The following is a 7,845-nucleotide window of genomic DNA, read 5'->3' as shown; positions in this document are numbered from 1 at the left end:
AGGAGGTGGGCTTGTGTTAAAGTGGATTATTCGCATTACATTTATCTTAATTGGTGGAACGCTCGGGTTACTATTATTACCGCAATTATACGAACTTATTAATTTATCCGGAAACCCGTGGCTGAACACTCCCTATGTGTCTGTTCTAATTGGTGCCATTCTTTTGTATGTCTTGGCATTGTTGTTAACTGATTACTTAATCGAGTTCTTAAAGTGGATGGAAGAACGATTACTGAATGCTCCAATCGGTGATTTATTATCAGGAACATTAGGTCTCATTATCGGGCTTAGTGTGGCATTTCTTTTGAACTTTGCGGTTGATTCGATTCAACTGCCAGTAATAAACGCCGTATTACCAGTGTTGTTAACCATCACCCTAGGCTACCTTGGATTTCAAGTTGGTTTTAAAAAGCGCGATGAGATTGGGCAAATGTTCACTGCTAGCAGATCTACTGGTCCAAAAAAGAAATTTGATGAAACCAATCCTCAAGCATTACAACAAGCGTCTTATAAGTTGCTAGATACGAGTGTAATTATCGACGGACGTATTGCTGACATTTCCACTACAGGATTCATGGAAGGTGTGCTTGTCGTTCCTCAATTTGTCTTAACAGAACTTCAGCATATCGCCGATTCTTCCGATACGTTAAAACGTACGCGTGGACGTCGTGGTTTAGATATTTTGAAACGACTTCAAACAGAGCGAGCTTCAGCTTTATTAATCACAGAAGAAGATTTTGATGATGTTCAAGAAGTGGATACAAAACTGATGCGTCTCGCGAAAAAGATGGACGGCATGGTCGTAACGAATGACTTTAACTTAAATAAAGTATGTGAGTTACATAAAGTACCTGTGCTGAACATTAACGATCTTGCGAATGCGGTTAAGCCAATTGTCATTCCAGGAGAAGAAATGCATATCGTCGTCATAAAAGATGGTAAAGAACAGAATCAAGGAATCGCTTACTTAGACGACGGCACGATGATTGTCGTAGAAGATGGTCGATCTTATATTGGTCAAGCAATTGATGTTATTGTTACGAGTGTTCTGCAAACTTCGGCAGGGCGAATGATATTTGCAAAAAGAAAATAAGTAAAGATTAAGTTAAGAGGCTGCTCTTTCTGTCAACAATATGACAGCTGAGGCGGCCTCCTTTTCCATAACGAAAGAGGCGAATACAAGTAATGGAGTATATCGTTGTATTACCTGCGGCAGGTAGCGGGAAACGAATGAAGGCAGGACATAATAAATTATTCCTTACCTTACGGGGGAAACCGATTCTCATTCATACATTGGATGTTTTTGAACAAGATCCGGATTGTGTGGGTATCTGGCTAGCAGTAAAGCCTGAGGAACGTGTCATCATTGAACAGATGTTGGAGCAGTATAACATCACTAAAGTAAAAGGCATGCCTTCAGGTGGCGCTGAACGTCAACATAGTGTTCATGCATGCGTAAAAGAAGCGAGTAATGAAGCGGAATTAATTCTCGTGCACGATGCTGCGAGACCTTTCATTGAACCGTCCGTTATTAAGCAGCTGACGCAAAAAGCATATGAAACAGGTGCAGCAATAGCCGGCGTAAAAGCAAAAGACACGATGAAAAGAGTGCGTAATCACATCATAGAAGAAACAGTAGACCGTGAACAATTATGGATAATCCAAACACCACAAGCTTTCCATGCTGATATTTTGATAAAAGCACAGCATCAAGCGGAGCAAGATGGTTTTCTTGGCACCGATGAATCCATGCTGGTAGAGCGATTAAATATCGACGTTCATGTAGTGGAAAGTACGTATGACAATGTGAAAATGACGACCCAAGAGGATTTACTTATTGGCGAAGCAATCTTACAAAAACGACTGCAGGAGGAGAACTAAATGTTTCGAGTTGGACAAGGGTTTGATGTACATGAATTTGCAGTAAATCGACCACTTATACTAGGTGGCGTAACGATTCCATACGAAAAAGGTTTAATCGGCCATTCAGATGCCGATGTTTTATTACATACAGTCACGGATGCCGCACTAGGTGCGATTGGCGAAGGGGATATTGGTCGTCATTTCCCTGATACAGATCCTGAATTTAAAGACGCAGATTCCGCGAAACTGCTGGCGTACATTTGGAACATTGTTGAAGAGAAAGGCTACAAACTCGGCAATGTTGACTGTACGATTATTGCGCAAGCACCTAAGATGGCACCGTACATTACACAAATGCGTGACCGTATCGCAGAACTACTCAATGCTGAACCTTCTCAAGTGAATGTCAAAGCGACAACCACTGAAAAACTAGGTTTTACTGGCCGTGGAGAAGGCATTGCGGCACAAGCAACGATTTTACTCATTCAAAAATAGGCATGACCTGTGTTAAACTGAACAAAGTTTAGCACGTATTCGAGGAGGAACCACATATGACACAAGAAGTTCGCGTACGCTACGCACCAAGTCCAACAGGAAATTTACATATTGGCGGAGCACGTACCGCATTATTTAACTATTTATTTGCACGTCATCACGGAGGCAAATTCATCGTACGTATTGAAGATACGGACATTGAACGTAATATTGAAGGTGGCGAACTATCGCAACTAGAGAATTTGAAATGGCTTGGAATTGACTATGATGAGTCTGTTGATATTGGTGGACCTTATGCGCCATACCGTCAAATGGAGCGTCTTGATATTTATAAAAAACACGCGGAAGAAATGCTTGAAAATGGGCATGCGTATAAATGTTTCTGTTCAACTGAAAAGTTAGATGAGGAACGTGAAATGCAAAAAGCTAAAGGGATTGCTGCACCAATGTACGTTGGTACATGCCGCAACTTAAGCAAAGAAGAAGTAGCTGAGAAAGAAGCGGCAGGATTGCCATATACTATTCGTATGCTCGTACCATCTAACGTGACGTATACATTTAAAGACTTAGTTCGTGGTTCGGTAACGTTTGAATCAAAAGACGTGGGCGATTGGGTTCTTATTAAAGCAAATGGAATTCCAACGTACAATTACGCGGTTGTATTAGATGATCATTTCATGAAAATCTCACACGTTTTCCGTGGAGAAGAACATTTATCAAACACACCAAAACAAATCATGGTATTCCAAGCGTTCGGTTGGGAAGCACCTCACTATGGTCATATGACATTGATCATTAACGAAGACCGTAAAAAACTTTCAAAACGTGATGAATCCATTATTCAATTCGTTGCACAATACAAAGATTTAGGCTACATTCCTGAAGCTATGTTCAACTTCTTCGCTCTACTTGGGTGGTCTCCTGAAGGGGAAGATGAGATTTTCTCTAAAGAAGAACTTATTCGTTTGTATGACGTCAATCGTTTATCGAAATCGCCATCTATGTTTGATAAACAAAAATTAACGTGGACGAATAACCAATATGTGAAACAACTGTCACTAGAAGAAGTGGTGGATTTAGCATTGCCTCATTTACAAAAAGCAGGTCGTCTACCTGAAACGTTAACTGCAGAAGAAAAGCAATGGGCTACAGGCGTTATCGCGCTTTACCACGAGCAAATGAGTTTCGGATCGGAAATTACTGAGCTAACTGACCTATTCTTTAAAGAAGAACTAACATATGATGAAGAAGCATCGGCAGTTTTAGCTGGAGAACAAGTGCCTGAAGTTATGGCGTCATTCAAAACACAGTTGGAGCAATTAGAAGCATTTGAACCAGACGCAATTAAAGCTGCGATTAAAGCTGTGCAAAAAGAAACAGGTCATAAAGGTAAAAACTTGTTTATGCCAATTCGAGTGGTAACAACTGGCCAAACTCATGGTCCGGAATTGCCAAATGCGATTTCATTAATCGGCAAAGAAAAAGTCATTGCTCGCGTAGAGAAGTACGCGAAACAATAATATTGACATTCCCACGCGATGGTGTGAGAATGAAGCTATCTTTTAAGCATATAAATAGTTAAAAGCTTTGAAGAGGAGAAGTACATAAGGCACGCTCTTTAGAGAGGACCACCACCGGCTGAAAGTGGTCTGAGCAAAGGCACTATGGAAATGCACCTCTGAGCGCTCTGCTGAAACTTTTAGTAAGCGAGCCGTATCGTCTACGTTACAGACGCCAAGTGGGAAGGAATGCATCGTATCCTTCCAATCAGAGTGGAACCGCGCAAATACAGCGTCTCTGTCAGTTACTGACAGAGGCGCTTTTTATTTTGGGCAAGAATAGCGGAAGCGTGCAGCACGATGTCTTGCCAAGTTAACTTGACGGCGAGACGTGTTTGAGCGATAAACCAGTCAAATTGAGCGATAAATCTCAAATTTGAGCGATAAATCACCAGATTGAGCGATAAACACGCCGATATGAGCGTTAAATATTTCACAATCAGAAAAAGACCTACAAAAATGTCTCATTAACCAAGTTGACTAGTTATTGATACTCAGGATAACCCATTTTTTCATTGAAACAGGAGCGCGGCGAAAAAAAATCTAAATCCGCTTCGTAGCATGTTGTGAAACCTGAATGGGAGCCATTTCGCTATTCGCTGCAGGCTCATACTGTGGGGAAAGGTTAACCAAGTTGACTAGTTATTGAAACAAAGTGTAGATCATGAATGAAGGAGGACTGATGATGTTCGGTCGAATGAAAGAAGATGTTGAAGTCGTTTTCGAACAAGATCCCGCAGCCAGACGCGTACTAGAAGTAGTGCTGACCTATGCGGGTTTACATGCCGTGTGGTCACACCGTATCGCACATGCACTATTTAAACGAAAATTCTTTTTCTTGGCACGAGCTGTGTCACAAGTGAGTCGTTTTTTCACGGGAATTGAAATCCATCCTGGAGCTAAAATTGGTCGTCGCTTCTTTATCGACCATGGTATGGGTGTGGTAATTGGTGAAACCTGTGAAATCGGCAATGATGTAACAATTTTCCAAGGGGTTACGCTTGGGGGTACTGGTAAGCAACGCGGGAAACGCCACCCCACTTTACACGACAATGTGTTAGTTGCAACGGGTGCGAAAGTGCTTGGATCAATTACAATTGGTGAAAACAGCAAAGTCGGTGCTGGCTCAGTTGTCTTGAAAAATGTTCCACCTAACTCGACCGTAGTAGGTATTCCGGGGACGGTCGTTGTGCAAGATGGCATCAAAGTGAAACGAAACTTGGACCACCAAGATATGCCGGATCCAGTTGCGGATAAATGTAATATGTTGGAAGAAAAAATTGCCGTCTTGCGAGAACAAGTCGCACTCGTCAGTGAACAACTTGAAAAGGAGAGAAACGTTAAATGAGCATTCATATTTACAATACTTTAACACGTCAAAAAGAACCTTTTGTGCCACTAGAAGAGGGCAAGGTAAAGATGTATGTATGTGGACCAACTGTATACAACTACATCCATATTGGTAATTCTCGACCCGTGATTGTTTATGATACGGTTCGTCGATACTTATCGTACAGTGGATATGATGTCAATTTCGTTTCCAACTTTACGGACGTTGACGACAAAATCATTAATACAGCTAATGCATTAGGAGAAGAAGTATCGGAATTAACGGAACGTTTTATTGCGGCTTACTTTGAAGACGTTAGTGCACTTGGTTGCCAAAAAGCGGATGCACATCCACGTGTAACTGACCATATGGATGACATTATTGATTTCATAAAAGTACTTATCGAAAAAGGCTATGCGTATGAGTCAAAAGGAGACGTCTATTACAGAACGCGCAAGTTTGAAGGCTACGGTAAATTGTCTCATCAATCAGTGGATGATTTGAAAATTGGTGCACGAATTGAAACGGGTGAAAAGAAAGAAGATGCACTCGACTTCGCTCTATGGAAAGATGCCAAACCAGGTGAGATTTCTTGGGAGAGTCCTTGGGGTAAAGGTCGTCCAGGTTGGCATATCGAATGTTCAGTGATGGCGCGTGAAATTTTAGGGGATACCATAGACATTCATGCTGGCGGTCAAGATTTAACTTTCCCGCATCATGAAAACGAAATTGCTCAATCTGAAGCTTACACAGGTAAACAGTTTGCTCGTTACTGGATGCATAACGGCTATATCAACATTGATAACGAGAAAATGTCGAAGTCTCTCGGGAACTTTGTATTAGTAAATGACATTCGTAAACAAATTGATCCGCAAGTATTGCGCTTCTTTATGTTGTCTGTTCATTACCGTCATCCAATCAATTTCTCTCAAGAACTTGTTGAAAATGCACAAAACGGTTTAGCGCGCATTCGTACATCGTATGCGAATTTAGCACACAGACTTGAAGCGTCTCCTGAACTTGGTGATTACAAGGATATTTGGTTAAATAAAATTGAAGAAGTCCGAAATCAATTCAAAACGGCGATGGACGATGACTTTAATACAGCCAATGGTATTGCTGCATTATTCGAGCTAGCGAGCTTAGCGAATATGTACTTAATTGAAAAACATACTGAAGCACATGTCCTTACTGCATTCATGGATACCTTAAAAGAACTTGCGCTCGTCTTAGGTATTGAAGTAGAAGTACAAAGTGAAGTGCTAGATGAAGAAATCGATGCTTTAATCGAAGCGAGAATTCAAGCGCGTAAAGACAAAGACTTCGCTCGCGCTGATGCCATTCGGGATCAATTAAAAGAAATGAATATTATTTTAGAAGACACGGCACAAGGCATACGTTGGAAACGCGGATGAACAAAGAATATACACTGCGATCTATGGATGTGTTGCAATTAAATTCGCTCGCCCTTGCGTATATGGGCGACGCGGTTCTTGAACAAGCCATCCGTGAACATTTAATTCGTTCTGGGCGTGTCAGACCAAACACTTTGCATAAAGAGGGTACTAAATATGTATCGGCCAAAGCACAATCGTTAGTCGTGCGTGTATTATTAGCCGAAAAGTTTTTGACAGAAGAAGAGGAAGCTGTACTTAGAAGAGGGCGTAATGCCAAGTCTGGCAGCATTCCGAAAAATACAGACGTTCAAACGTACAAATACAGTACAGCATTTGAAGCGGTTCTTGGCAGTTTATATTTGCTTGGTAACTTCGCTCGTGTGCAAGAGATTATTGAAAAAGCCATAACTATTATAGAAGAACCGAAAGGAGAGACCCCATCATGACAGAAGTAAATATTGAAAATGAAATTCTATCAGGAAAAAACCCAGTACTAGAAGCCCTTCGAGCGGGACGCGAAATGAACAAGGTATGGATTGCTGAAGGTGTTAAAAAAGCAGGTATCACAGAAATATTAGAATTAGCAAAAGAAGCTGGGGTAATTGTTCAGTTTGTGCCAAAAAACAAAGTCGAACAATTAACGGACGGTGCTAATCACCAAGGTATTGCTGCATCAGTTGCTGCATACCGTTACGCCGAAATCGACGAGCTCTTCGAACTTGCAGCTTCACGCAATGAAGACCCGTTCTTCTTGATATTAGATGAATTAGAAGATCCACATAACTTAGGTTCAATATTGCGAACAGCAGATGCTACCGGTGTCCACGGAGTTATTATTCCTAGACGTCGTGCAGTGGGATTAACAGGAGTTGTAGCGAAAACTTCAACTGGCGCTATTGAGCATATTCCAGTAGCTCGTGTCGGAAATTTAGCACAAACCGTGGAAGACTTGAAAAAACGTGGCTTATGGATTGCCGGAACAGATGCAAAAGGATCTTCTGACTATCGTCGAATGGATGCCAAGTTACCACTTGCGATTATTATTGGTAGTGAAGGCAAAGGAATGAGCCGCTTACTGAAAGAAAAATGCGACTTCCTTTACCACATGCCAATGGTTGGTCAAGTAACATCATTAAATGCATCTGTTGCAGCTGCTATCTTGATGTATGAAGTGTTACGGAACCGCCAACCGGTTAACTGA

The 7,845-nt window shown here is 41.4% G+C and carries 8 protein-coding genes and 1 other annotated feature; all 8 genes read left to right on the top strand.

What is annotated here, in order from left to right; genetic code table 11:
* Window positions 1–13: 13 nt before the first annotated feature.
* The 8 genes from WBG45_RS10905 (at window position 14) to rlmB (ending at window position 7,845) form a co-directional block, all read left to right on the top strand.
* Entirely contained in the window at window positions 14–1,093 is a 1,080-nt protein-coding gene (locus WBG45_RS10905) for a PIN/TRAM domain-containing protein (RefSeq protein ID WP_424414494.1), read from the top strand.
* A gap of 92 nt (window positions 1,094–1,185) precedes the next feature.
* Window positions 1,186–1,881, top strand: a complete 696-nt coding sequence (gene ispD, locus WBG45_RS10900; RefSeq protein ID WP_424414493.1) for a 2-C-methyl-D-erythritol 4-phosphate cytidylyltransferase — start codon at window positions 1,186–1,188, stop codon at window positions 1,879–1,881.
* On the top strand, window positions 1,882–2,358 hold the full coding sequence (ispF, locus tag WBG45_RS10895) for a 2-C-methyl-D-erythritol 2,4-cyclodiphosphate synthase (RefSeq protein WP_424414492.1): 477 nt from the start codon (window positions 1,882–1,884) through the stop codon (window positions 2,356–2,358).
* A 56-nt stretch (window positions 2,359–2,414) separates the two neighbouring features.
* Complete coding sequence (gene gltX, locus WBG45_RS10890) at window positions 2,415–3,878, top strand: glutamate--tRNA ligase (protein ID WP_424414490.1); 1,464 nt, start codon at window positions 2,415–2,417, stop codon at window positions 3,876–3,878.
* A gap of 58 nt (window positions 3,879–3,936) precedes the next feature.
* Window positions 3,937–4,160, top strand: a binding site (T-box leader).
* Window positions 4,161–4,602: 442 nt separating this feature from the next.
* Window positions 4,603–5,265 (top strand): serine O-acetyltransferase, encoded by a 663-nt coding sequence (gene cysE / locus WBG45_RS10885; protein WP_424414488.1) that lies wholly within the window; start codon window positions 4,603–4,605, stop codon window positions 5,263–5,265.
* A complete protein-coding gene (gene cysS, locus WBG45_RS10880) occupies window positions 5,262–6,662 on the top strand; it encodes a cysteine--tRNA ligase (protein ID WP_424414486.1) in 1,401 nt (466 codons plus the stop codon). Before cysE ends, cysS begins: the two co-directional genes overlap by 4 nt.
* On the top strand, window positions 6,659–7,090 hold the full coding sequence (locus WBG45_RS10875) for a Mini-ribonuclease 3 (protein WP_424414484.1): 432 nt from the start codon (window positions 6,659–6,661) through the stop codon (window positions 7,088–7,090). The genes cysS and WBG45_RS10875 overlap by 4 nt, the downstream gene beginning before the upstream one ends.
* The gene (gene rlmB, locus WBG45_RS10870) at window positions 7,087–7,845 is read left to right on the top strand and encodes a 23S rRNA (guanosine(2251)-2'-O)-methyltransferase RlmB (RefSeq protein ID WP_424414482.1); all 759 of its coding nucleotides are present in this window, start codon (window positions 7,087–7,089) and stop codon (window positions 7,843–7,845) included. The genes WBG45_RS10875 and rlmB overlap by 4 nt, the downstream gene beginning before the upstream one ends.

The organism is Paenisporosarcina sp., assembly GCF_049671445.1.
In the GTDB taxonomy this organism is placed as follows: domain Bacteria; phylum Bacillota; class Bacilli; order Bacillales_A; family Planococcaceae; genus Paenisporosarcina.
The sequence above is the reverse complement of the archived record's forward strand: the minus strand, read 5'-3'. Positions and strand labels throughout refer to the sequence as shown.

Excerpts from the sequence above, each read along its gene's own strand:
- ispD (WP_424414493.1), top strand. The coding sequence starts at position 1,186 with ATGGAGTATATCGTTGTATTACCTGCGGCAGGTAGCGGGAAACGAATG.
- ispF (WP_424414492.1), top strand. The coding sequence starts at position 1,882 with ATGTTTCGAGTTGGACAAGGGTTTGATGTACATGAATTTGCAGTAAAT.
- gltX (WP_424414490.1), top strand. The coding sequence starts at position 2,415 with ATGACACAAGAAGTTCGCGTACGCTACGCACCAAGTCCAACAGGAAAT.
- cysE (WP_424414488.1), top strand. The coding sequence starts at position 4,603 with ATGTTCGGTCGAATGAAAGAAGATGTTGAAGTCGTTTTCGAACAAGAT.
- cysS (WP_424414486.1), top strand. The coding sequence starts at position 5,262 with ATGAGCATTCATATTTACAATACTTTAACACGTCAAAAAGAACCTTTT.
- WBG45_RS10875 (WP_424414484.1), top strand. The coding sequence starts at position 6,659 with ATGAACAAAGAATATACACTGCGATCTATGGATGTGTTGCAATTAAAT.
- rlmB (WP_424414482.1), top strand. The coding sequence starts at position 7,087 with ATGACAGAAGTAAATATTGAAAATGAAATTCTATCAGGAAAAAACCCA.